The sequence below is a fragment of the Nitrospina sp. 32_T5 genome (assembly GCF_052156635.1).
Classification (GTDB): domain Bacteria; phylum Nitrospinota; class Nitrospinia; order Nitrospinales; family Nitrospinaceae; genus Nitrospina.
This window is the reverse complement of record NZ_JBQKUO010000003.1, coordinates 30,167-53,048: the sequence shown is the minus strand read 5'-3', so window position 1 is coordinate 53,048 and position 22,882 is coordinate 30,167. Positions and strand designations below refer to the sequence as shown.

Below are 22,882 nucleotides of genomic sequence, written 5' to 3'. Positions count from 1 at the left end.
TTACATGAAAGAATGGGGACGGGGTATTCAACGATTGGTGGCGGGGGGCACCGTACGGTGCTGGCTGGTGACGTCCGGGTTGCGTCCCAATGCCCTGATGGTAAGTACTTTTTGCTGAATGGGCGCCTGGACGAGTCCGTAAAACTCCTGGATGTTTCGGGTGACCCGGCTTCTTTCTTCCTGCGATTCATTTCCGAAATGATGATCGACATAGAGCATGATGGATCGATTCAGGGTCCGGTCATCGATGCCGAGTTCCTGGCGGATGTCATCATCCCAAAGAGCTTTCTTCCAGTTTTTCGCTCTGGAGATGGTGGGCTGCAAATTGCCTCGGGCGTCCCTCAGGTTGCGGGCGTTGCGGAAGTCGGCGAACTTGAGGTTGGCTCCGGCGAATTCGACCGAATCGAGGTCTGAATTCTGAAAACGGGAGCCGGTCAGGTTGGCCCGGTAAAACAGCGTGCCGGAAAGATCGGCACCGCTGAAATCGGTATTCAGGGCGGTGCTCTCCGTAAGATCCGCCAGATTGAGGAGAACATAGGCCATGCTGGTGTTTTCAAATGTGACGCCGTAAAAATTGTTTCCGGAAAGATCCGTTCCTTCCAGTATGGCGTGGCTGAAGTCCACATTTTCAAAATCGGTTTCCGCAAAACTGGAATGGCTGAGGTCGGCCCCTTTGAACTGCACATCGGTGAGATAGGCATTTTGAAATACAGTCTGGGCGAGATGTGCATCGTTGAAACGAATGTTCTTCATTTCTGTTCGAACAAACTGGGTCGAATCCATCCGGGCTTTTTGGAAAATCGAGTCGCTGATCATGGATTCGGAAAAATCGGCACGAAGCAGGGAGGCGTTGGAAAAGATGGAGCCTTCGATTTTTGAAATATTGAACCGCGTCCCTTCCAGATCCGCGGAGCTGAAGTTGACCTGGTTCAACTGTGCCTTGGTGAAATCCGCGTTTTTCAACAAGGTGCGATGAGAAACGCCTGATTTGGATGCGAGCTTTTCCGATTGGTTGCTGGTGGCGTCCGGTTGTTTGGGTGCGCCCTTTTCATTTTCAGCGTCCGGGGAAGAAGAGGAGGGTGCCGTGGGACCGTATTGAAGGCCGGATGCCACCTCTCCGCGGGCTTTCGATTTGCGGGAGTCTCTGCGGAACAGGTTGAGAAAGGAAAAACCCCCGTGTTCGATTTCCGCCGGAACTGTGAATGGAGAGAAATCGCTTCCCGTCAATTTCGCTTCCTGAAACACGGAGTCGTTGAGATTGGCTCCGCGAAAGCGGGTCCCGGTGAGATCGCATTTGCGAAAACTGGATTGGGACAGGTTGGCTCCGGAAAATTGGGCGTTGGTTAGAAATGCATTGTTGAACAGGGCGTGTTTCACATTCTGGTTGCGTGTGAAATCGGAATGCTCCAGGTGCGCAAAATCGGCGTTCATCCGGTCCAGCATGAAATTCCGGAAATTGGTGTTTTTCAGGTCGCTTTTTACCAGCTTGATGGGACCGACAAACGTGAGATTCCCGGGAACCGCCGAAACAATGAACACCGCAACCAGGACCATCAGTGGAAAAGGTTGACGGCGGAGCGATCCCCCTTGCACCTGCGTGGCGCAATGAAACAGCCACACCAGGGCCAGGCACACTCCCAGCGCCACCAGTGACCACAAGGTCACGTGCTCGGAAGCGCGGATCGACCAGATGAAGGAAAGAAAAACCAGGGGTGTCAGAAAATAAAAAACGAAAAACGTGATGGCTTTGGCGAACCAGTTGTCGAGGTTGAAAACAAATGGCAGTTTGCGCGAGGCTTCCAGCTCACAACGTTGGAGCTCATGAATGAAGATGTGCAGGTAAAAGGTGAGGACGATCAGGATGATCGGGCCCACAATGAAAAACGTGCTGAAGTTGACGACGATGCCGCCGGAGAACGGGATCTGGATCTGGCCGGTTTCCCTGAACACGATATTGTCCGACTGGCCGAGCGTGAGGAAACAGAACAGTGCGTAGGACATGAGCGCCAGCGCCACCGAACGGATGTTGCGCGAGATTTCGTCGTGCCGCGCCTTGATGGCCTCGAATGTGTCCTCCAGCCCCTTCGGAACTTCAGCCGGAACAGGGTCTGAATGGCTTTCGGAATCGTTTTGCGAAATCTTCGGGGAGGACATGGCGATCGCCTCATATCTTTGGCTTACCGATATCGGATTCTAGCAGATTCCGGGCGGGAATGGGAAATAGTTGGGTCTTTGCGAGAGCGTTTCTGCCGGGAGAGGGCTGGTTGCATTTATGGTTTTAAAAACTGTTTGCGCAGGAACCGGCGGGCGGGGACCTCGAACCCCCGGTACACCAGCCACGCGATGCCCACGGTTCCAACGACGTACAACAGGAAGATGGCAGGGGAGGTGAAATCAATCGCCACTTCTTGAGCAGCGAAGAAGAACAAAAGCTGAAGCGGGAAATGCAACAGGTACACGGCGTATGAGATATCGCCCAGAAACGCAAGTTTGCGAAACGCGGCCTCGGCTCGTTTCGAATTGTCCACCAGTCCCAGGAACAACACGGTCACCGGAAACCCCAGGATCACCGTCCAGAAAAACCAGTTGCCGAGGGAAGCCGCCCACGGTCCGGGATGGTAGGTGAGGAAATAAACGATCCCCCAGAATGTCAGCATGCCGGCGGCCGAAAGAGCCAGCGCGGCGGGGATGCGCGGCCCGTTCTCCCGCGTGATACGGTTGTAAACTTTGTACGCCAATCCCCCCATGAAAAACGACACCAGTCCCTCGCCGATGGTCGCTTTCAATAAAATCCAGTCGTAATAGTTGGCGTACAGAAACCAGCCGAGCGCCGCCAGCAACACCGCCGCCAGCGCGTTGCGCCGCCCGAAGGCAAACACCACGCCGAAGAACGCGATGTAGAGAAACATCTCCACGGAAATCGACCACGCCGGACCGTTGAAAGACAGTCCTTCTTCCAGCCCCCATTGCGAGACCATGAACAGGTTCAGCACGAAGTGCCGCACGTCGTTGAACTGGTACACGAAGGTGGTGTTGTGGCTGGAATGGATGAAGTACTGAGCGATGGCGACGAACAACAGTGTGGCGAGATGGAGGGGATACAGCCGCGTCCACCGCAGGTAAAGAAATTTTCGGAACCCGATCTCGCGTTTCTGGATGCTCTCCGCATACTTCCAGAAAAAGATGAACCCGGAAAGGCAGAAGAACAGGTCGACCATCACAAAGCCGGAATTGTAAAAGAACAAGAGAGGAGCATTGAAAGGACGTTCGGTTTCGAGCGACGGCGCGAACGGGGTGAAATGACGGTAATGCCACACCACCACGCCCAGGGCGGCGAGGCCGCGTAATACATCCAATGCCCAGAAACGGGCGACGGCGGGTTCCATCGCGGCAGGCGGGCGGGCCGGGGATGGGGCCACAGGGACTGGGGTCTCGGATGCGGTCGGCACGCGTCGGCAATCCTTTCGTTGATGGGAAACGGCGTTTCCATCCAGTGTAAGGGCCGGGGTGCCGCTTGTCATGTTTAATGAGGCGAATGAAAGGATGCCTGCGGTTCGGCCGCGAAAATCAGTAATCAAAAATCTCGCCGCCGGGGATGCGCCGCGGCTGTTTGCCGAACTCGAGCGGGTGATCGGTGCCGGGCAGGATGGTGCCGTCGGGGGAGTAGGGACCGATCTTGCTCCACGTGCCGTAGGTCACGCGGTCCACGTACTCCATGCGCAGGATGGCCTTGGGATTTTTATAACCGTACTTGAACGGGCAGATGACGCGCAGCGGAAAACCGTGCTCGTCAGTCAAGGGCGCATTGTTCATGTGCGTGACCATCAACGTGCGTGCGTGACGCAGGGCTTCGAGCGAAAGGTATTCTTTATATTCGTCGGCGCAATGGAACAGCACGCCGACCGCCTCCGGTTTCGGCGGCGCGAGTTTCTCGATCTCGGAAAACGGGAAGCCCGTCCACACGGCGCGCGCCGACCAGCACTCGACGCACTTGAGGCGCGAGTCCATGGATTGCGCGGAAAAGGTTTTGAGGTCGTCGAAGCGCAGGGTGGTCGGTCGTTCCGTCAGGCCGTCTATGGTGAGCGACCATGTGGCCGGATCGATGCGGCGCATCGGTTGCCAGTAGTTGATGTAGAAATCGCGGTAGCGTCCGGCGCGGGTCTTGCCGACAAAAGCGGTGCCCTCGAAATAGTTGGGTTCGCTGGCGAGGGTTTTGGTTGGACGCAGCGCCGCCGCTGCCAGGGTGGCGAGGCCGCCTGTGATCCGAAAAAAACGTCTGCGTGTCAGTCGGCCGAACGCGCGCATCGGAATCCTAAAAAGATGAACCGAGAGTCCGCCGGCAGGCGGTTGCGGTCGAAGGTTTTGCTGTATTCGAAATCGAGGTGCAGGTTCCACAAGCCGCCGCGCGTTTCGCGCAGGTCGCCGTCGCCCGCATCCGTCCATTCCCACACCGACCCCGCCATGTCGCGTACGCCGTAGGGCGAGACGTCGCGGCGGTTCGATCCGGCGGACTTTTTGACCACGCCGGAGTAAAACGGGTGCGGTTTGCGCCGGGCCGGGGTGTTGCCCCACGGGTAGATACGGCCGTCGGTGCCGCGCGCCGCCTTTTCCCATTCGTCGCCCGTCGGCAGGCGCGCCTTACGTTTATTGCAGTAGGCTTTCGCCTCGTGGAAGGTGGCGTGCGTCACCGGATGCCCCGCCGCCCCCTCACGGTATTCGTGCGTCGCCACCACCTCCGCATACTCCGCATTCGTCACCTCATGCTCATCGATGAAGAACGCCTCGACCATCACCGTGCTTGTTTTCTCCGTGTCACCCACCACAACCTTTCCGGCGGGGATCTCGATCAGGGGGGAGGCGAATGTAGAGCGAGTGAGCGCTAATACAAGGAATAGAAAGCAGAAGAGAGCGAGTGCGGGAATTTTACTCCCACTCAATGGTGCCGGGGGGTTTGGAGCTGATGTCGTAGACAACACGGTTGACGCCCTGGACTTCGTTGATAATCCTGTTTGATATTTTACCAAGAAGTTCGTAAGGCAGGTGAACCCAGTCGGCGGTCATGCCGTCGGTGCTGGTCACGGCCCGCAGGGCCACCACGTTCTCGTACGTGCGGGCGTCGCCCATCACGCCCACCGTCTTCACCGGCAGGAGCACCGCGAACGACTGCCAGATTTCGTTGTACAGCCCTGCGCCCTTGATCTCTTCCAGGATGATCTTGTCCGCTTCCTGCACCATGCGGATGCGGTCGCGCGTGATCTCGTCGATGATGCGGATGGCGAGGCCCGGTCCGGGGAACGGCTGGCGGTTGATGATCTCATCAGGCAGACCCAGTTCGCGCCCGAGTTTGCGCACTTCGTCCTTGAACAGTTCGCGCAGTGGTTCGACCAGTTCCATCTTCATGTTTTCCGGCAGGCCGCCCACGTTGTGGTGCGACTTGATCACCGCCGACGGGCCGCCTTTGAACGACACCGACTCGATGACATCCGGGTACAGCGTGCCCTGTGCGAGGTAGGTGAAGTCGCCCGCCTTCTGCGCCTCCTCCTCGAACACCTCGATGAACGTGTTGCCGATGATCTTGCGTTTCTGTTCCGGATCGGTGACGCCCTTCAGCTTGTCGAGAAACGTTTTCGACGCGTCCACCACGTACAGGTTCATCTTGAAATGCTCGCGGAACGTGTCCACCACGCGCGCGCGTTCGTTCATGCGCAGCAGTCCGTTGTCGATGAAGATGCAGATCAGCCGTTCGCCCACGGCCTTGTGCAGCAACGCCGCCACGACCGACGAGTCCACGCCGCCACTCAGCGCGCACAACACTTTTCCGCCCTGCACCTGTTGGTTGATTTTTTCGATGGCGTAATCGGCGAACGATTCGACTTTCCAGATGGGATCGCACCCGCAGATCTTGTACAGGAAGTTTTCGAAAATCTTTTTGCCTTCCTGCGTGTGTACGACTTCCGGATGAAACTGCAGTCCGTAGATTTTGCGGACGGGGTCTTCCATCGCCGCCACCGGCGAGTTGCTGGTGAACGCGGTGACCTTGAATCCGTTGGGCAGGCGGGTGATGCGGTCGCCGTGACTCATCCACGCGATGGAGTTGTTGTTGACGTTGCTGAACAGGTGCGAAAAGGTTTTGAGAACCAGCTCAGCACGGCCGAACTCGCGCTCCTTCGCCGGGTTCACCTCGCCGTCGTTGAGGTAGGTGATCAACTGCATGCCGTAGCAGATGCCGAGCACGGGAATTTTGAAATCGAACAGGACGGGGTCGAGCACCGGCGCGTCTTCCGCCAGCACGCTGCCGGGTCCGCCGGAGAGGATGATGCCCTTCGGCTTGAACTCGCGGATTTTCTGGATGCCGATGGTGCACGGATGGATTTCGCAGTACACCTGGCATTCGCGCACCTTGCGCGCGATGTTCTGCGTGTATTGCGACCCGAAATCGAGGATCAGGATCCGCTGGGAATGAATGTCTTCGCCGATGGTCATTGCGTGTGTTCGGTGATGGGTTGATGAAAGCGCGGCCGCGTCACCCGGTGATGGCGCGGCGTCCGCGGGGCGTTCATTCGATGTGGTAGTTGGGCGATTCCTTGGTGACGATGACGTCGTGCACATGGCTTTCCTTCAGGCCCGCCATGGTGATCTTGATGAACTGCGAATCGTTGCGCAGCGCGTCGATGGTCTTGCATCCGCAGTACCCCATGCCCGCGCGCAGGCCGCCCATCAACTGGTGCACGCTGTACGCCAGCAGGCCGCGATACGGGATGCGCGCCTCCACGCCCTCCGGCACCAGCTTGCTTTCGTTGAGGCCCAGTTCCTGGAAGTAGCGGTCGCTCGATCCCTTCTGCATGGCGCCGATCGATCCCATCCCGCGGTATTCCTTGTAGCTTCGTCCCTGGTACAGGATTTTTTCACCGGGGCTTTCCTCCGTGCCCGCGAACAGGGAACCGATCATCACCGAGTGCGCGCCCGCGGCGATGGCCTTGGTGATGTCACCGGAATGACGGATGCCGCCGTCGGAGATGATGGGGATGTTCTTCTTCGCCGCGACCGCCGAGCACTTGCGCACGGCCGTGATCTGCGGCACACCGACGCCGGTGACCACGCGTGTGGTGCAGATGGAGCCCGGCCCGATGCCGACCTTCACCGCGTCCACCCCGGCCTTGATGAGCGCCTCCGTGCCCTCCACCGTCGCCACGTTGCCGCCGATGACCTGCAAATTGGGGAACGACTTTTTGATCTCGCGGATGGTGCGGAGCACTTTTTCCGAATGACCGTGGGCGCTGTCGATGGTGAGCACATCCAGTCCCACCTTCACCATGTCGGCGATGTGGTCCATGTAATCGGTGGACGCGCCCAGTGCCGCGCCGACCAGCAGCCGGCCTTTTCTGTCCTTCGCCGCGTTGGGGAACTCGGTGACCTTCAAAATGTCCTTGAGCGTGAGCAGGCCCTTGAGGTAGCCCTTCTTGTCCACGACGGGCAGCTTTTCGATGCGATTGTCGTGCAGGAGTTTTTTCGATTTGTCCAGGGGCGTCTTCTCCTGGATGGTGACCAGGTTGTCCTTCGTCATCAACTCCGAGATGGCCTTGTCCGTCTTGGTTTCGAAGCGGATGTCGCGGTTGGTCAGCATGCCGACCAGCTTTTTGTTTTTGACGATGGGGATGCCGGTGATGCGGAACTTTTCCATCACCTCAAGCGCCTCGTGCAGTTTCTGCTCCGGCTCCATGGTGATGGGGTCCGGGATGATGTAGCTGACCGAACGCTTGACCTTGTCCACCATCTTGCGTTGCAACTCCGGCGGCAGGTTGCGGTGGATGATGCCGATGCCGCCCTCCTGCGCCAGCGCAATGGCGAGGTCGGCCTCTGTCACCGTGTCCATCGGCGCGCTCACCAGCGGGCAGTTGAGAGTGATGGTTTGCGTCAACTGCGTCTTCAGGCTCACCTCGGAAGGCATCACCTTCGAGTAAGCGGGCAGGAGCAGGACGTCGTCAAAAGTGAGATAGGTTTCGATGTCTTTCTGTTTTCTGGCCATGAAATCGGGGGGAGAGTGTGGTTGCCGAACAGTCCAAAACGGGCGGCACGATGCCGGCCGCCGTGTGTAAAGAGGTTATCTTAGCACGGCCCGAATCGGGTTTTCACAGGAAAAATGGAATGCTTTGACAAGCGGGCGGTCAACCCGGCCATGCCTGTGATTTTGTGCCGGGTTCGGATTGCCTGTGTTACTCTGGGCGCATGTTGAAACGGTTCACATTTTTGGTGGTTTGTCTGGTGGCGTTGCTTTTGGCCGGGCCCGCGGCGTCCGCGCCCATCGTGGAGCGCGACGACTGGTCCGGCACCTACTTCAACGGCCAGAAGCTGGGCTTCAACCGCGCCGTGGTGGAGGTGAAGGAGGACGAGATCCGCGTCCACACGCAGATGTTCCTGCGGCTGGAGGCCGGCGGTATCGAGCAGGTGACCTCGGTGTCGCAGGACACGCGCCTCACCCCGGACCTCAAGCTCAAAACCTTCAGCCTGCTGCAGGAAATCATGGGGAGCCGCCAGCGCATCGAGGCGCGGGTGGAGGACGGCAAACTTCTCTATCACATCACCACGCAGGGCTACAGCAAGGACAAGGAAATGGACCTGCCCGCCGACGCCGTGCCCGCGTCCACCGCGTGGCTGAACCTCGTCCATGCCGGGCTGGAAGTGGGCAAAAAGGGCACGATGACGCTGTTGATCGAGCCGTTCCAAATGACCGCCCCGCTCCAATACGAAGTGCTGCGGCAGGAGACCATCGACCACCGCGGCAAGCCGGTGGAGACCTACGTCATCAAGCAGGAATACTCCGGCATCAAGACGTTCACCTGGGCCACGGTGGACGGCACGGTCCTGCGCGAGCGCACGGTGCAGGGATTTGAGTCGGTCAAGGAACCCGCCTCGGTGGCGCGCGAACTGCCGCCGGAGGCCATGTCGGTCAGCAACTTCATCACGTTGAGCCTGGTCAAGGCCAACAGGCCCATCGAAAAGCCGCGCACGGTGAAGGCGCTCAAGCTGACGCTCCGCAACCTCACCGGACCCGACTCCCTGCCCAGCGACCACCGGCAGAAGGTGCTGAACACCGCCCCGATGAAAGGCGGCGACTACCAGGCGACCCTGTTGATCGAGCAGGAGGCACCGGCTCCGGCGAATCCGGTGTCGTTTCCCTTCAATGATGAAGCGATACGGCCTTACCTCGAAGACACCTCGCAGATCCAGTCCGAGCACCCCATGATCCGCGCCCTGGCCCGTGAACTGAAAGGGCAGAGTACCGATCCCTGGCGCGTGGCGCTGGCTATCAATAAATGGGTGTATTCCAATCTTGAGAAGGTGCTGGTGGACGCTTTCACCGCCGTGGACGCACTCCACTCACGGCGCGGGGAATGCCAGTCCCACACCAACCTCTACACCGCCTTGGCCCGTGCCGCGGGCATCCCGACCCGCGTCGTGAACGGCATCGTGTACTCGGAGGACTTCCGGGGTTTCGTCTATCACGCCTGGCCGGAGGTGTATGTCGGCGAGTGGCGGGCGCTTGACCCGACCCTCGGGCAGGAAGGGGTGGACGCGACGCACATCAAGCTGTCCGAGGGCAACACCGACGGTTCCTTGAAGCTGATGGAGTTCGTCGGCCGCCTCGACATCGACGTTCTCGAAAATTAGCCCCTGTGGAGAACCCGGCCCCTTCCGGAACCCCGCTATGGGAGGCGGGTTGCCGACCCCATGCAGCCGGTTTCCCAATATTCATGCTGTGATTTAACCTTTCAATTCCGCAAACCCAAGCCCCGCCTGCGTGAGGTCCCGGTACAGGACGCAAACACGCGGTTTTCCGCGTTGGTAATGGCCTCAACCCGGATGGGTAAAGCCTCCCTATCTATCAGATTTTAAAAACCTTGTTTCGCTAAATCCTGATTTCTTGGGCAGTTCGGAAAACTCCGACAAGGGCATTCCAATTTTCCGTTGACATCACAATATATAGTGCTAAGTTAGAGCCTCCACTACTAAATATAGTGGAAATTGGGTCAAAGCCATTGAAACTTGGTCCATTGGCATTACATTGAGAATTGGGGAAGACAGTCACCCACCTACATTGAGTCTGGAGAGAAGCTTATGGATATCCCCCGCATATTTACCAAGAGCCGCAAGGACCCGTACGAAGGCCTGAATTTTGTCGAGCGGTCTTCTAAAATCACCAACGCAAATGGGTCAGTAGTCTCTGAAATAACGGGGGTTATGGTTCCAGATTCGTGGTCGCAAGTGGCCGCGGACATCATTGCGCAGAAATACTTCCGCAAGGCGGGCATTCCGGCCGTCACCAAAAAACGCTATGAGCACGACGTCCCCGAATGGCTGTGCCCGTCGGAACCCGACCTCGAAGCCCTCGAAAACCTGCCCGAAGACGAGCGTTTCGGGCGCGAGACCGATGCGCGGCAGGTGTTCAACCGTCTGGCGGGATGCTGGACCTACTGGGGCTGGAAGAGCGGTTACTTCAGCAACGAGGAAGCGGCGCTCAATTATTACGACGAGATGTGCTGCATGCTGGCGCGGCAGAGCGGCGCGCCGAACTCGCCGCAGTGGTTCAACACCGGCCTCAACTGGGCTTACGGCATCGAAGGCCCGCCGCAGGGGCATTACTTTTTCAACGAAAAGACCGGCCAGACCGAAAAATCGCAGAGCGCTTATGAGCGCCCGCAGCCGCACGCCTGCTTCATCCTGTCCATAAATGACGACCTGGTGAACGAGGGCGGCATCATGGACCTGTGGCAGCAGGAAGCGCGGCTGTTCAAGTACGGTTCCGGCACCGGCACCAACTTCTCCAAACTGCGGAGCGGCGGTGAGTCGCTTTCCGGCGGCGGCCAGTCCTCCGGCCTGATGAGCTTTCTGAAGATCGGCGACCGCGCCGCGGGCGCGATCAAGTCCGGCGGCACCACGCGCCGCGCAGCGAAGATGGTGACGCTCGACGTCGATCATCCGGACATCGAGGAATACATCCAGTGGAAAGTGAAAGAAGAGCGCAAGGTGGCGGCGCTGGCGGCGGGGAGCAAGCTGTGCCGCAAGCACCTGAAGGCCGTGCTCGATGCCTGCTGGGACTGGGACCACGCCAGCACCCGCTTCGACGTCAAACAGAACAAGAAACTGAAAAAAGCCGTGCGCGATGCGCTGGCGGTGTTCGTCCCGCAGAACTACATCTACCGTGTCATCCAGCTCGCCGAGCAGGGGGTCCAAGACGTCGAGTTCGAGGAGTACGACACCAACTGGACGTCGGAAGCCTACCAGACCGTCTCCGGCCAGAACTCGAACAACTCGGTGCGCCTGACCAACGAATTCCTGCACGCGGTGGAATGCGACGGCGACTGGAACCTGGTGGCCCGCACCACGGGCAAGGTGGTCAAGACGGTTAAGGCGCGCGATATCTGGCGCTTGGTCAACGAATCGACGTGGGCCTCCGCCGACCCCGGCGTGCAGTTCGACACCACCATCAACGAATGGCACACCTGCCCGCAGGGCGGCCGCATCAACGCCTCCAATCCGTGCTCGGAATACATGTTCCTCGACGACACGGCGTGCAACCTGGCGTCGATCAACCTGATGAAGTTCCACGATGCGGAGACGGGCCAGTTCGATGTCGAGAAATTCATTGCCGCCTGCCGGCTGTGGACGCTGACGCTGGAGATTTCCGTGACCATGGCGCAGTTCCCGAACAAGGCGATCGCGCAGAAAAGTTACGAGTACCGCACGCTGGGTCTCGGTTACGCCAACCTCGGCACGCTGCTCATGGTGTCCGGCATTCCGTACGACTCCAAGCAGGCGCAGGCCATCACCGGCGCCATCACCGCCATCATGACGGGCACCAGCTACGCCATGTCGGCGGAGATCGCGGGAGAGGTCGGGCCGTTCCCGCAATATAAGGAAAATGCCGAAGACATGTTGCGCGTCATGCGCAACCACCAGCGTGCCGCGCACAACGCCGACGCGCGCGAGTACGAAGGCCTCACCGTGTACCCGCAGGGGATCGATCCCATGAACTGCCCGGTGTACCTGCACGAGGCGGCGCTCGATGCGTGGAAGCAGGCGCTGGAGCTGGGCCAGAAGCACGGGTACCGCAACGCACAGACCACCTGCATCGCGCCCACCGGCACCATCGGGCTGGTCATGGACTGCGACACGACGGGCATCGAACCCGACTACGCGCTGGTCAAGTACAAGAAGCTTGCCGGTGGCGGGTATTTCAAGATCATCAACCGCGCGGTGCCCCTGGCGCTCAAGAACCTCGGTTATCCGCAGGAACAGATCCAGGCCATCGTCGACCACTGCGTCGGTGCGGCCAGTTTGAAAGGCGCCCCGTACATCAACTACGAAGCGTTGAAAGCGAAGGGCTTCACCGACCACGTGCTGGGTGCGGTGGAGAAAGAACTGCCGCGCGTGTTCGATATCACCTTCGCCTTCAACAAGTACGTGCTGGGCGAGAACTTCTGCACGGAAGTGCTGGGCATCGACGGCGATCAACTGGACGCGCCCGACTTCAACCTGCTCAAACACATCGGCTTCACCGACGAGCAGATCACGAAGGCGAACGACCACATCTGCGGCGCCATGACCATCGAAGGCGCTCCGCATCTCAAGGAAGAGCACTATCCGGTGTTCGACTGCGCCAACCAGTGCGGCAAGTACGGCAAACGCTACATCCGCCACGAAGCGCACATCCGCAAGATGGCGGCGGCGCAACCGTTCATCTCCGGCGCGATCTCCAAGACCATCAACATGCCCAACAACTCCACCATCGAAGACGTGGACAAGGCGCACATGCTGTCGTGGAAACTGATGGTGAAGGGCACCGCCGTGTACCGCGACGGATCGAAACTGAGCCAGCCGCTCAACAGCGTCGTCGCCGCGGAGTTCAACCTTGAAGACCTGGAAGATGAAACCGAACGCGACACCCTGAAGGTGGCGGAGAAACTGACGCGCGTCTTCGTCGATCAGCAGAAAAAACGCATGCCGCTTCCCTTCCGCAGAAAAGGCTACACGCAGAAGGCGGTGGTCGGGGGACACAAGGTCTACCTGCGCACCGGCGAGTACGAGGACGGTTCGCTGGGCGAAATCTTCATCGACATGCACAAGGAAGGCGCCGCCTACCGGAGCCTGATGAACTGCTTCGCCATCTCCATTTCACTCGGTCTCCAGCACGGTGTGCCGCTGGAAGAGTTCGTCGATGCCTTCGTGTTCACGCGGTTCGAGCCGAACGGCATGGTGACCGGCAACGACACCATCACCATGGCGACGTCCACCATCGACTACATCTTCCGCGAACTGGCGATCAGTTACCTCGACCGCTACGACCTGGCGCACGTGACCCCGGAAGACCTGCGTTCCGATGCTTTGCAGAAAGAAACGGAAGTCTCTCCGGAGGCGGAAGGTGAGGAAGGGGAAACGAAACCGCCCGCCGAATCGAAAGTCCCCCGCACGGAAGAGCCGGGTGAGGCAGGAGACACGTCCCTCACTCACGGTAACGGCGGGAACGGAGGCAACGGCCACAGCACACCGCAAAAAACCGGAACCACGACGAAGGAACTGGGGACGGTGGTGCTCCAACTCAGCAAGGAAGCAAAAAACTCTGCCGCCATCGCCAAGATGAAAGGGTATGAGGGCGATCCCTGCGGTGAATGCGGTCAGTTGACCCTGGTCCGAAACGGGACCTGTCTGAAATGTATTTCCTGCGGTGCCACTTCGGGGTGTTCCTAATCCTCGCCCGCCAAAACGCCCCGGGTCACCGTATTGCGTAAGGCCGGAGTTCTCATCCACCCTGCCAGGATGAGGGCTCCGGCCTTTCTTTTTTATTCTGGAAACTATTTAGTGGATCAATTCGCCGATTTGGCGCAACGGAAGCCGAAGGTGGAGTTGACGACGGTGCCATCGACGGGATTGCGGATGGAGATGGCGCCGAGCAGGGGCTGACTGCTCCAGCTTCCACCTTTCAACAGAAACGATTGCGACGGTGCGGATGAAGGCAGGGTCGGGTCCGGTTCTTCCGGATTCGATACCGGTTTGGGGATGCCGGTGGGATTCGGCACGGGCGTCGCCACCCATTCCCACACGTTGCCCGCCATGTCCAAAGCCCCCGTGGGGCTTGCTCCCAATGGAAACGATCCGGCCGGGGCCACGCCGAGAAACCCGTCCATTTCACCCAGCAGGTTGGCACGTTTGGGACCGGATTTGCCCTCCCACGGCACGAGTCGTTGGGTTTGCCCGCGTGCCGCCGCTTCCCATTCCTCTTCCGTCGGCAGACGTTTTCCCGCCCACATGCAGTAATTGCGTGCGCTCGTCCAGTCGATGCCCATCGCCGGGCACTCCGGGCAATCATCGCCGCCCGTGTGCACGGTCTCGTCGTACTGGGGTTTGAAGAGCTTGAACTGTTTCACCTTCACTTCTGTCAGGTCCATGTAAAAACCGGGGAGCAATTTTTTTGCGAGGCCGCGCGAGTTGTCGGTGAGGCGGTGCTGCCCCGGGGGATCGAGAGGCACCAGGTACTCCCCCGCAGGGACATGCACCATGATGGAGCCGTCCTTGCGGTTGATACGGGTTGGGGGAAGCAGTTTCGTTTCCAAAACCGGTGCGGGTTTCAATTCCTTCACGCTTTTCTTTATCGGTTCGGGGTGCGGCTTGGGGGTTTGGGTGTTTGCCTTGGTCGGTGTCGGAGCGACGGGTTTGGAGTTGCCGTTTGCGGGCAGAACCGGTGTGTTGTTTTTCTTTTTGGCATGCGGGTTGTGCGCCGGTTGCAGGTCCGCGGAGGCGCAGCCGCCCATCAGGAACACGATCAGGACTCTGGATATAAGGGACTTCAACGTTTCGCCTGCTCGTCTTTCATGAATTGGTCGTACCGCTTTTTGAGCCGTTTGTAGGTGGTGAATTCCTTTTGCGCCTTGTCCAGGTCTCCCATCTGTTCATAGGTGTATCCCAGGCTGTAGTGCGCGTCCATGTGTGCCGGATCGTAACGCAGTGCGAGTTGAAAGGATTCTTTGGCTTCCTCGTACCGGCCCTGAAAATTGTATACACCCCCCAGACCATAATGCGCTTCGGCGTTTTTTGGATTTTTTTCGAGTGCCTGTTTGAAGGACAACTCCGCACGTCCGAAGTCCTGGGCCTCAATGTGGTTGAGGCCCTCCTTCACGTATTCATTGCTTTTTTTGTCCGTGCATTGGGGTAGAATCGCAAGCAGAAGGAGCAATGCCAAAAGCTGGCAGATCCGGGTCACGGTACGCATCGTGCTCTCCTTTTGAAAGAGAGGATAAGAAGAAGCCGGCCCCTGCGTCCGCACCGGTTTCTCAACCGAAAGGTTCGATTTAATCATAACATTGTCCGATGGGAACCGCCATACCCGCCGGGTCCAATCGGCCCGGTTTCAGGCGGTTTGCGAGAGGGTGCGGGGCGGAGGAAACACGATGGCGGACTGGGTGACAGGGCTGGGCGTGGGCGGCGCGGCGCTCCTGCTTGTTCTGCTGGCCGTGCTGACGTTGAAAGGGTACGGCGTGGTCCGCGTCGGGTGGCTGAACCTGTCGCGCCTGAAACGTTTGCGCGAGCGTTTGGAAGCCAGTACGGACACGGCGGAAAAGGCGGCGTTGGAAGCGGTGGTGACTCGCTGTGACACGCTTCGCGCGCGCTGGGTGCTGGATGAATCCGAGTTGAAGGTGTGGGAGCATACCCGTGCGCTGCTGGAGTCGGTCGCCGCGCCGTTTCATCCCAAATCGCATCACCCCTTGCGCGAAGCGCGGCTCGGCAGACTGCTGGACGCGTTTCTGGAAATCCGGGATCAGGCGGAAGCGCTTTCCCGCCAGCGGGGAGTGCGTCCTTTAACCCGGTTCCGTCTGCACCACCTGCGCTCCTTCCTTCGTGTGTGGAAACAGAAAACCCGGTGGGATGAATCCAAGGTGGGCCGCGCCGCCCGCCGTTTCAGGTTTTTTTCGATCACCCGCTGGGCGGTCATGGCGGCACGGCTTCTCGACCTCACGTTCTGGTCGATGAAGATGGCGTTTTATTTCGTGTACGACATCGCTTTCCGCGTCCTGCTTCTGCGCTGGTACCTGTCGGTGGGCGAGCTCGCCGTCCAGGTGTACCGCGATCGCGACCCCGACGCAACGGCGCCGGATGAAGACGTGCTGAAGGATCTGGACGACCTGCCGGAACCCGAACCGGTGGCGGAAAGCGTCCTGCCTCCGGATGTGAAGGAACTGGTGCGCGCCTCGCGCAAACAGATTCTATTTCACACGCGGCCCCTCAAGTGGAGCGAGACCCGCGCCGTGTATCAGCAATTGGCAGCGGACATTGCGCGGCACCATCACCCGCACTCCGACGATCCCCTTTTGGAAGCCCGCCCGTACGATCTGCTGCTAGCCCTGGCCCGGTTCGCCGAGCAGGTGGCCGCCTTGCGGGAACAGCCGGTGCTGAGCAAACTCCTGGACCTTCGCCTGTCGCACATGCTGAGAATGAAAGACACCACCGACTGGATTCTGGAAAGCCAGATCTTCAATCTTCTGCGTAAATACAAGGTGGGCACGGCGGTGAAATATTCGACTCTCATCTACAAGGCGTTTCGGCGCGGGCACCCGGGCATCCTGTTCCGTGATTTTGCTTTCACGATTGCGCAGGAAGGGTTGAAACGGTGGCTCATGGTCTATCTGCACGGCAAGCTGGCTGTGCAGGCGCATTGGATTTACCGCACCCCCTCCGGGGCCGTACCCGAAACCTCCTCATCCGCCAGAGAACCGGCTCACGCCACATCCAGCCGGTAAGCCGCGCGCACCCCAGCCGAATACACATCCGCCCAGTGCGACGCCTTCTTCTGCTCCGGCGTCCACAACTCTTTCCAGTGACACGGCCTTTCGATGTAGGCCGACCAGTCCATCGCCGTCGCTTTCAGGTTCAATGACTGGAACCACGTTTCGAGAAGCGGAATGCTGGGAAAGGTGGTGAGGCTCAGGTTGCGGTCCTTGTGCGGAAACGATTCGGGCAACGTGTAATCCTTTTTCTCCGCCTGGGTGAGCGTGGTGAACAGGATGGGGAGATTCAGAACTTCATCGGTCACATGAGGATGGATACTCAACGCATCCTTGCCCTGCAGAGCCGCATACGCGGCGGTGAAGGTGTCAAGCAGGATCGTGCGACGCGCGGCGCGTTTCATCAGGGTGAGCAGACGGTACGGCTCCGCCGTGTAGTAGAGCATGCCGAAACAGAAAATCGTGTCGTACGCATCTACGCCGCAGGTCTCCAGCAGGTCGAAGGCATCCCGCACTTCAAACCGGAATTGTTCCGTGGGCACCTCGTGACGGGCAAACAGGGTCTCCGCACGGCGGATCGTGTCCGCTTCGGTGTCGACGCCGTGCACGGAGGCCGCATCCATCTGGAGAGCCGCATACGAAAACGTGCCGATGTGCGAAGCGAGGTCGAGCACTCGCGCACCTGCCACGTTAACCCGGTTCCGGTTCAAAAGGACATCCACACGCGCGTTGAGACAGGCGTGGTGGTAGGGAATGGCCCAGCGGGTGGCGCGGGTATCGGTGGTCAGGAATTCGGAGTCGGGTGCGAAGAGCTGGAAGGATGCGGCCACGGCTGAAAATTCAAAAAGGGTTGAGGACAACGGCCTTTCATCATAGTCGTAACGGCGAAATTTGCAAGCCGGACGGGCGCTGGGGAGGAAGGCCGTTTCAGGATCTGTCCGTATTCAAAAAAACGCGTAAGGTAGCACCCCTGTACTGCGACGAAAAAACCGATTGCCCCGTATATATAAATATATGAATATACAGATATACTGGGAGGAGGCGGGTCATTCAATCTGAAGGGCGAGCCAAAAGGGAGGTCTCATTGATTTTTCGTGTGCTTGCGGGTGCGCTGGCGATCCTGTTCATGAATGCGGTCCCTTCACCGGCGCAGGACAACACACTCATCCGTGTCGGGGGGTCGACCACGGTGCTGCCTGTCCTCACGGTTGCCGCCGAGCGTTTTCAACGGCTGCATGAGGGTGTTCGCATCACCGTCAACGCTGGCGGCAGTGGCGTCGGAATCCATGGCGTCGGGACCGGACGGCTGGACATCGGGCTCGCCTCACGCCAGGTGTCGCCGGAAGAAACCGCGCATTATGGCGACGTGGGTTTGCAGGTGCATGTGGTGGGACGCGACGCTGTGGCCTGCGTTATCTCGTCGGAAGTTTACCAGGCCGGGGTGACATCGCTCAGCCGCGATGAGATCCGCGCCATTTACCAGGGCCGGATCACCAACTGGAAAGAGGTTGGGGGACCCGACCGCCGCATAATCGTTATTGACAAGGAACCGCATCGCGGTACGCGGCATGTGTTCATGCGGTTCGTGTTCGGCGACGAAAAGGCGCGGGCTCCGGGGGCGCGGCTGGTGACCGGATCGAACAACGAAGAGCAGGCCAAGATCGCGCAGAGCGACGCCGCGATCGGCATGTTGTCCCTGGCGTGGATCAATGCTGACGTTTCCGGTGTGGGCATTCGCACCGAAGGCCGGGTTATCGAACCCACGCTGGAAAATGTAAGGAACGGGTCGTTTCCCATCGCGCGCAACCTGAACCTGGTCACTGCCGGGCGGTCCCGGGGTGAGGTGAAAACGTTCATCGATTACCTGCTGGGGCCGAAGGGACAGGCCATCGTGCAGGAGTCCGGTTACATTCCGGTCAACGGCCCTGTGCCCGTCAACTGATTATCCATCCGCAGGAGGTCCTCTGCATGCAATTCCGCACCCCGTCCATCGTCGTTTCTTCCTACCGGGGCCCGGCGTTCTGGGTGACCGGGGCGATGGCGCTGATGGCGGTGTTGGTGGTGGCGGTGTTGTTCTCCTTCCTTTTATGGGAAAGCCTTCCCATTTTTTCGCAACAGGGCGTTTCTTTCCTGACGGGTACCGAATGGTTTCCCGGTGAGGTGTATGGCGCACTGCCGATGATCACCGGCACTTTGTGGGTGACGGCGATCGCTTTGGCGTTCACGTTGCCCGTGGCTCTGGGTGCGGCGGTGTTCACATCGGAATTCCTGCCGTCTCGCGCGCGCCTCATGGTCAAGGCGGTGATGGAGCTGCTCGCCGGGGTGCCGGGTATCGTGTATGGCCTGATGGGCGTCACGCTGGTGGCGGTCTGGGTGCGTGATGTCTTCGGATTGATCGACGGCAACACGCTGTTCACGGCGGGACTGTTGCTGGCGGTGATGATCCTGCCGACGGTGATGACGCTTGCCGAAGACGCCCTGCAGGCGGTACCGGGGGAGGTGCGTGACACGGCACTGGGCCTGGGCCTCACGAGGTGGGAGACGGTTCTGCGTGCGGTCCTGCCGCAGGCTGTACCCGGCATCGCGGGTGCGGTGTTCCTCGGCATGGGGCGCGCCATGGGCGAAACCATCGCTGTGATGCTGGTGATCGGCGGACTCGACCGCATCCCGGACCCCTGGTTCGACGTGTTTCTTCCGGGACAGAGCATCCCGTCCAAGATCGGGCGCGAAGCGGCGGAGTCGTTGGGATTCGGTCTGCAATGGCACGCACTCATCGGGCTGGGCTTGATCCTGTTCGTCATGGTCATGATGCTGTCGTGGCTTGGAAACCGGCTTCTCAAAAGGGTGAAAGCATGAACCGGCGCGCATTTGAAAAGCTGGGCATCGCCTTCTCCGGCGCGCTTGCTGTTTTCGGCTGCCTCATTCTTGGATTCATTCTGGTGACGGTGTGGATGCGCGGCGCTCCGGTTCTGGATATTGCTTTTCTCACCGAACCGTCGTCCGGGTTTGGCCAGGCCGGCGGCGTGCGGTATCAGATTCTGGGTACGGTGCTGTTGATGACAGGTGCGGCCCTGGTGTGCCTGCCGGTGGCGTTGGGATCGGTGTTGTTCACAACAGAGTTTGTGCGCTCCCCGCGTTTAAAGAAAAGTTTTCGTTCCCTCATCTATTCGCTGAACGCCATGCCGACGGTGCTGTTCGGCCTCATGGGTTATATCGTGTTCGGGGTTTTATTGGACACCGGGGTGTCGTGGCTCACAGGCACGTTGATCCTCGCCATCATGATCCTGCCCACACTGCATATCAGCCTGCTCGAGACGGTCGAGTCGATTCCCACGCACTATCGCGAGGCGGGACTGGCGTTGGGGTTGACGCCGGGGCAATTGATCCGGTCCGTCATTCTTCCGCACAGCGTGTCCGGGTTGGTTACGGGGACCCTGTTGGGTCTTGCCCGCGCGGCGGGGGAGACGGCGGCAATCATGTTCACCGCGACGGTGTTCTCCGGTGTCACCGTACCGCGCTCGTTCACCGAACCTGTCACCACCCTGCAGACACACATTCTGGTGCTGGCGCAGGAGGCGCTCGATCCTCAGGCCGTGTCTCAGGCATGGGGTGCGGCGTTTGTCCTGTTAATGGGGGTGATGGGGCTGATCGCACTTGCGTTGTTCTGGCGCACGCGAATTCAAATGGAGGCCCAACGATGAGCGATGAACCGGTGCTGTCGCTGGAGGCGGTCACTCTGCGCTACGGGGACCGGGTGGTGCTCAAAAACGTGTACGGGGCGTTCCCACGGAATTCGGTCTGTGCCCTGACCGGTGCTTCGGGCAGCGGCAAATCCACGCTGCTTCGCGCGTTTTGCCGAATGAACGACGCATTGCCCGGTTTTGTCGTGGAAGGAACCGTTTCGGTCCTGGGGCAGGATATTTACAACGATCCCGTGGATGAGTACGCCTTGCGCCGCCGTGTGGGCCTGATTTTCCAGAAACCTTGTGTGTTCCCAAAAAGTATTTACCACAACGTGGTGTTTGGGTTGCGTCACCATCTTCCGGAAAAAAAGATCGAGTTTCCCGAGCGAGCCGAGCAGGCGCTCAAAAAAGCATTTCTCTGGAATGAAGTGAAGGATCGATTGGACGATCCTGCACCGACGTTGTCGCAGGGACAACAGCAACGCCTCGCCATCGCGCGAACCCTGGCGGTCGACCCGGAAATACTTTTGATGGACGAGCCCACCTCGGCGCTCGATCCGAAATCCGCCCGGGCCATTGAGGAATTGATCCTGTCCCTCAAGTCACGGCACACGATCGTGTGGGTGACTCACCAGGTAGAGCAGGCCCGGCGCACCGCCGACTGTATTCTGCGCGTGGAAAACGGGACGCTCCGGGTGGACAACGGGCAACCTCTTTAACCCGCCAAATATCCCCTGAATTTACGCTTTGACCCGGCTTTTTCGCGTTGTGCTTTTAAAGCTCTGCACTTCCTTTTATAATCGGGGAGATTGACAATCTGACCGGAATCTTCCGTCCATCATGAAAAAGCCGCGCACTGAACGCAAATCCAGTTTCTCCCTTACGTCGGGAGACGAAGCCCTTTCCACACTGGGCGAGGAATTGCTCAAGAAGTACCCCGACATGCTGGAAAAAGTCGAACGGTTTCACCGGACCGACAAGGCCGTGCGGCGCAAGGCGGAACCGGTAATGGAGCTGTTTCCTTACGACTGGCAGGACCCGGAGTATTTTCTGGACGGGGTGATGCACTGTGTGCGCGGCAACTACCTGGGGGCGCTCGGCGTGTTCTCCGATGTAATGGAAAAAGAGCCGGAGGCCTACCCCGTCTATCACATGCTGGGTTACGTGTGTGGAAGCATGGGCAAGCACAAACTGGAAGCGGATTACTACCGCAAGGCGCTCAAGCTGAAACCCGATGCCGTGCAGGTTTATTACGATCTGGCTATTGCCTGCTGGTTGATGGGGAAGGACCAGAAAGCCTATTCCGCCATGAAGGACAGCGTTCAGCGAGTGCAGGATTTCAACGTGGCCGATCACTGGCTGACCTACGCTTCGGACAACCTGGGGCGGTACATCGATCCCGATACGCTGGCTGAGAAGGAAGAAGGCGAAAAAGTGCGATGCCTGGCACAGGCATATTACATGCTGGGGCACGCATTCATCGAATACGAACTGAACGCCGCGGCGCGCACGGCGTTCAAAAATGCGGTGCGCATTCAGCCGAAGTTCGCCGACGCCTATTACGAACTGGGTGCCCTGCATATCAAAAAACTGCGCAACAAGGAACGGCGCAAAAAGTACCTGGAGGAAGCCGAACACCTTTATGTTCAAAAAGGCGATTTGTTGCGTGCGTCGATGGCGCAGCAGTTGAACCAGTCGCGCGAAGAAGCACCGGAAGAAGACTCCGCAGAGGAATGGATGAAAGAAGGTCTTCGGTTGCAAACGCTGGGACTCTACCAGCGGGCCATCGACGCATACAAGATGGCCATCGCGTTCGAACCGAACTTTCTCGACGCCTATTACAATATGGGCGTTGCCTACGGCAGCCTGGAAGAACAGGGGATGGACACGCTGGTCAGCGCCATTGGCGCGTTCAAGCAGTCGATCCGGCTCAAGCCCGATTTCATCCATGCGCACATCGCCCTGGCTGCCGCCTACCTGCGGCGGGGGGAATACCACGATGTGATCTATGTGCTGGAGAAGGCAAGAGAAGTCGATCCGGACAATTACAACGTGTACTATTACCTGGGTACGGCGTATCGCTTTGAGGACCAGCTGGAAACCGCGCTCGACATGTTCGAGCGGGCCGCACGGTTGGCGCCGGATTCCCTGCAGGTCCGGTTTTCTCTGGGACTCGCCTGCATGGACTGCGGAAACCATGATGCGGCGCGCGACGCGTTCGTCGAAGTCCTGCGCATCAAGCCGGATTTTCCAGATGCACATTATCTTCTGGGGTACCTTTACCGCGAAGTATTTCACGTGGAAGAACCGGCGGTGGCGCATCTGAAAAAAGCCGAAAAGTTGTACCTCAAGTTGAAGGACCACGATCGCGTGGCGAAGATCCGTCAACTGCTTGTTGCCGCCCCCGAATGACTCTGCTTTTAT

The 22,882-nt window shown here is 59.1% G+C and carries 17 protein-coding genes; 8 read left to right on the top strand and 9 right to left on the bottom strand.

What is annotated here, in order from left to right; all coding sequences use genetic code 11:
• Positions 1-27 precede the first annotated feature (27 nt).
• From ACTRW9_RS08600 to guaB, 6 genes are all read right to left on the bottom strand, one after another.
• Entirely contained in the window at positions 28-2,154 is a 2,127-nt protein-coding gene (locus ACTRW9_RS08600; protein WP_442429031.1) for a pentapeptide repeat-containing protein, read from the bottom strand.
• Between the two features lie 116 nt (positions 2,155-2,270).
• Entirely contained in the window at positions 2,271-3,419 is a 1,149-nt protein-coding gene (locus ACTRW9_RS08595; RefSeq protein WP_442429030.1) for an acyltransferase family protein, read from the bottom strand.
• A 148-nt stretch (positions 3,420-3,567) separates the two neighbouring features.
• Positions 3,568-4,305, bottom strand: a complete 738-nt coding sequence (locus tag ACTRW9_RS08590) for a molybdopterin-dependent oxidoreductase (protein ID WP_442429029.1) — start codon at positions 4,303-4,305, stop codon at positions 3,568-3,570.
• The gene (locus ACTRW9_RS08585) at positions 4,284-4,823 is read right to left on the bottom strand and encodes a formylglycine-generating enzyme family protein (RefSeq protein ID WP_442429028.1); all 540 of its coding nucleotides are present in this window, start codon (positions 4,821-4,823) and stop codon (positions 4,284-4,286) included. Before ACTRW9_RS08585 ends, ACTRW9_RS08590 begins: the two co-directional genes overlap by 22 nt.
• Positions 4,824-4,923: 100 nt before the next feature.
• On the bottom strand, positions 4,924-6,483 hold the full coding sequence (gene guaA / locus ACTRW9_RS08580; protein WP_442429027.1) for a glutamine-hydrolyzing GMP synthase: 1,560 nt from the start codon (positions 6,481-6,483) through the stop codon (positions 4,924-4,926).
• Between the two features lie 73 nt (positions 6,484-6,556).
• Complete coding sequence (guaB, locus tag ACTRW9_RS08575; RefSeq protein WP_442429026.1) at positions 6,557-8,026, bottom strand: IMP dehydrogenase; 1,470 nt, start codon at positions 8,024-8,026, stop codon at positions 6,557-6,559.
• 200 nt (positions 8,027-8,226) lie between these two features.
• Between guaB and ACTRW9_RS08570 the strand changes: the two genes are divergently transcribed.
• Positions 8,227-9,669: a transglutaminase-like domain-containing protein gene (locus ACTRW9_RS08570; protein ID WP_442429025.1), complete on the top strand. Its 1,443-nt coding sequence runs from the start codon at positions 8,227-8,229 to the stop codon at positions 9,667-9,669.
• Positions 9,670-10,116: 447 nt separating this feature from the next.
• Positions 10,117-13,746, top strand: a complete 3,630-nt coding sequence (locus ACTRW9_RS08565; RefSeq protein ID WP_442429024.1) for a vitamin B12-dependent ribonucleotide reductase — start codon at positions 10,117-10,119, stop codon at positions 13,744-13,746.
• Positions 13,747-13,862: 116 nt separating this feature from the next.
• On the opposite strand, the gene ACTRW9_RS08560 is transcribed toward ACTRW9_RS08565, so the two are convergent.
• Positions 13,863-14,846, bottom strand: coding sequence for a formylglycine-generating enzyme family protein (locus ACTRW9_RS08560; protein ID WP_442429023.1), 984 nt, complete (start codon positions 14,844-14,846; stop codon positions 13,863-13,865).
• Entirely contained in the window at positions 14,843-15,265 is a 423-nt protein-coding gene (locus ACTRW9_RS08555) for a tetratricopeptide repeat protein (protein WP_442427387.1), read from the bottom strand. The genes ACTRW9_RS08560 and ACTRW9_RS08555 overlap by 4 nt, the downstream gene beginning before the upstream one ends.
• Before the next feature lie 178 nt (positions 15,266-15,443).
• Here ACTRW9_RS08555 and ACTRW9_RS08550 point away from each other — a divergent pair, with 178 nt between their 5' ends.
• The gene (locus ACTRW9_RS08550) at positions 15,444-16,790 is read left to right on the top strand and encodes a hypothetical protein (protein ID WP_442429022.1); all 1,347 of its coding nucleotides are present in this window, start codon (positions 15,444-15,446) and stop codon (positions 16,788-16,790) included.
• Here ACTRW9_RS08550 and ACTRW9_RS08545 read toward each other — a convergent pair.
• Entirely contained in the window at positions 16,769-17,605 is an 837-nt protein-coding gene (locus ACTRW9_RS08545) for a class I SAM-dependent methyltransferase (RefSeq protein ID WP_442429021.1), read from the bottom strand. The two genes, ACTRW9_RS08550 and ACTRW9_RS08545, sit on opposite strands and share 22 nt — an antisense overlap.
• A 254-nt stretch (positions 17,606-17,859) precedes the next feature.
• Here ACTRW9_RS08545 and ACTRW9_RS08540 point away from each other — a divergent pair, with 254 nt between their 5' ends.
• The 5 genes from ACTRW9_RS08540 to ACTRW9_RS08520 all read left to right on the top strand — a co-directional run bounded on the left by ACTRW9_RS08540 (position 17,860) and on the right by ACTRW9_RS08520 (position 22,870).
• Positions 17,860-18,717 carry a phosphate ABC transporter substrate-binding protein gene (locus ACTRW9_RS08540; protein WP_442429020.1) on the top strand — a complete coding sequence of 286 codons (858 nt, stop codon included), beginning with the start codon at positions 17,860-17,862 and terminating at the stop codon, positions 18,715-18,717.
• A 26-nt stretch (positions 18,718-18,743) separates the two neighbouring features.
• Complete coding sequence (pstC, locus tag ACTRW9_RS08535; protein WP_442429019.1) at positions 18,744-19,631, top strand: phosphate ABC transporter permease subunit PstC; 888 nt, start codon at positions 18,744-18,746, stop codon at positions 19,629-19,631.
• Positions 19,628-20,476 (top strand): PstA family ABC transporter permease, encoded by an 849-nt coding sequence (locus tag ACTRW9_RS08530; RefSeq protein ID WP_442429018.1) that lies wholly within the window; start codon positions 19,628-19,630, stop codon positions 20,474-20,476. The genes pstC and ACTRW9_RS08530 overlap by 4 nt, the downstream gene beginning before the upstream one ends.
• A complete protein-coding gene (locus ACTRW9_RS08525; RefSeq protein WP_442429017.1) occupies positions 20,473-21,177 on the top strand; it encodes a phosphate ABC transporter ATP-binding protein in 705 nt (234 codons plus the stop codon). The genes ACTRW9_RS08530 and ACTRW9_RS08525 overlap by 4 nt, the downstream gene beginning before the upstream one ends.
• 121 nt (positions 21,178-21,298) lie before the next feature.
• Positions 21,299-22,870 carry a tetratricopeptide repeat protein gene (locus tag ACTRW9_RS08520; protein ID WP_442427380.1) on the top strand — a complete coding sequence of 524 codons (1,572 nt, stop codon included), beginning with the start codon at positions 21,299-21,301 and terminating at the stop codon, positions 22,868-22,870.
• Positions 22,871-22,882 lie beyond the last annotated feature (12 nt).

Bases quoted from the DNA above. Each gene is read 5' to 3' on its own strand.
- ACTRW9_RS08555 (WP_442427387.1), bottom strand. From the start codon at position 15,265: ATGCGTACCGTGACCCGGATCTGCCAGCTTTTGGCATTGCTCCTTCTG.
- ACTRW9_RS08550 (WP_442429022.1), top strand. From the start codon at position 15,444: ATGGCGGACTGGGTGACAGGGCTGGGCGTGGGCGGCGCGGCGCTCCTG.
- ACTRW9_RS08570 (WP_442429025.1), top strand. From the start codon at position 8,227: ATGTTGAAACGGTTCACATTTTTGGTGGTTTGTCTGGTGGCGTTGCTT.
- guaB (WP_442429026.1), bottom strand. From the start codon at position 8,026: ATGGCCAGAAAACAGAAAGACATCGAAACCTATCTCACTTTTGACGAC.
- guaA (WP_442429027.1), bottom strand. From the start codon at position 6,483: ATGACCATCGGCGAAGACATTCATTCCCAGCGGATCCTGATCCTCGAT.
- ACTRW9_RS08565 (WP_442429024.1), top strand. From the start codon at position 10,117: ATGGATATCCCCCGCATATTTACCAAGAGCCGCAAGGACCCGTACGAA.
- ACTRW9_RS08600 (WP_442429031.1), bottom strand. From the start codon at position 2,154: ATGTCCTCCCCGAAGATTTCGCAAAACGATTCCGAAAGCCATTCAGAC.
- pstC (WP_442429019.1), top strand. From the start codon at position 18,744: ATGCAATTCCGCACCCCGTCCATCGTCGTTTCTTCCTACCGGGGCCCG.
- ACTRW9_RS08590 (WP_442429029.1), bottom strand. From the start codon at position 4,305: ATGCGCGCGTTCGGCCGACTGACACGCAGACGTTTTTTTCGGATCACA.
- ACTRW9_RS08530 (WP_442429018.1), top strand. From the start codon at position 19,628: ATGAACCGGCGCGCATTTGAAAAGCTGGGCATCGCCTTCTCCGGCGCG.
- ACTRW9_RS08520 (WP_442427380.1), top strand. From the start codon at position 21,299: ATGAAAAAGCCGCGCACTGAACGCAAATCCAGTTTCTCCCTTACGTCG.
- ACTRW9_RS08525 (WP_442429017.1), top strand. From the start codon at position 20,473: ATGAGCGATGAACCGGTGCTGTCGCTGGAGGCGGTCACTCTGCGCTAC.